Here is a 1,562-nt window from a genome sequence, read left to right as displayed (position 1 = left end):
TACTCATCCCAATCACCGCTAATGTAAACAGAACGAAGACGTAAAACAGCCTCAGCACCTGCTAGACTCCATCTAGCCCCGGTAATATCCATGCGGTCTTTAATCAGATGACGACAAGCACCTTCAATAACCCCAGTGGCGATCGGCAACCCAGCTTTTAAGTAATCATCGTATTTGAGGTAATTGGCATTGTTGAGTAAATATCTAGCACAATTATCCACAGGTTTGCGCTGTGATGGAGTAAGTTGACGTAGAGTTGCACTTCGACGCATACCCGCAGCAACGGAACTTGATTTACCTGAGAGGATAAGTAGTAAACGTTTACTCACCCAATCTTCTACCTGTTTATTCGGATCGGAATAGAAAGCAAATGCAGCTTTCCACAAATACTCAATCACATGGATAATATCGAGGACAATCGTTAAGTTGAGATTGTGACATTTCGCAAATTTATTCAGCAGCGACAATTGTGTTTTATTTCCATCTACCAATGCACAAAAACGTTTTTGCTTGTTTGGGTCACGGTGTAATGCCTCATCAAATGCTTCGGAGATCACAAGTTCTGGTTGTTTAGTTAAAGAAGCCCAAACACGCTTCCCAATTGGTCGAGGTCGCTTAATTTTTTTATCTTCATCGGATGGGCTGACAATTTGTTGGGGTGTGCGAACAAAGGGATTGATTGTATAAACGGAAGCCACCGTTGCCATTCGTTTAGAATTACGCTTTTCCCCCTTAGTTAAGCGTTTGTTCAACTTCTTGCTCGTTTCCCTAGCCCGCTTTTGGGTGTCGGCACGTAAATCTTCAGTACGCACAACAACACCCTTTCCATCCGCACTAATAACCACTATTTCCCCTGTTTCTTCCAATTCTTTTGACTGAGCTTGTTGCTGCCGATAGAATTCATCAAAATCACTTGCACTTTTATAAGCTAATTCTTCTGCTTGACGCAAGCCTATTTTTGCTGCTGTCGTTTTTTCGATTATTTCCACTGTTTCCCTAAATCCAGAGCGAGCTACTTCCACCGCTACTCGTTGCCTGAGTCCGTGGGAGTATTGTTCTACTGGTAGGTTTAGCTCTGCGTCCAAGGGGGTGAGCGAATTTATCTTTCTGCCTCCATAACCGATTCGATTGGCGATTACTGTGCCAAATATTGTCGTTAATTTCCGCGACAATCTCTTCTTGTGAGTTCTCTTGGCTTCATCGCTTCCGGTACACTCATCCTCTATTTCGTCTTCACTGCGTTTGTTAAAGTATCCTTGCAGCAACCGTCTCAATAGTTCGTACCCGTTAGAGAGCAGCTTATTCTCTATCTCCCCATGCTCTAAGCCACAAATACTATCCGAGTCTAGCCAGCCTACTATTTCTTCAAATTGCTCTCGCGCTTCTTCCCAAAATATGCCTTGATTTGAAGTTGATGCTTGCATAGTCCTCCATTTAATCCTGGCTTTTCACGAGTTACAAGCTAATTCTCTCAAGTCGCTTTTGACTGGCTATACTACTCTGCAAAGCAATTCATCTATTACTCCTTTATAATACACCGTATTCCTAAAAGAGTCGCACCC

The 1,562-nt window shown here is 43.0% G+C and carries 1 protein-coding gene; it reads right to left on the bottom strand.

The window, feature by feature from the left end; genetic code table 11:
- A partial coding sequence (locus CDG77_RS34860; protein ID WP_094333653.1) for an ISKra4 family transposase occupies positions 1-1,424 on the bottom strand: 1,424 nt, incomplete at its 3' end.
- Positions 1,425-1,562: the final 138 nt, after the last annotated feature.

Origin of the sequence: Nostoc sp. 'Peltigera membranacea cyanobiont' 213 (genome assembly GCF_002245975.1) — a bacterium.
GTDB lineage: Bacteria > Cyanobacteriota > Cyanobacteriia > Cyanobacteriales > Nostocaceae > Nostoc.
The sequence above is the reverse complement of the archived record's forward strand: the minus strand, read 5'-3'. Positions and strand labels throughout refer to the sequence as shown.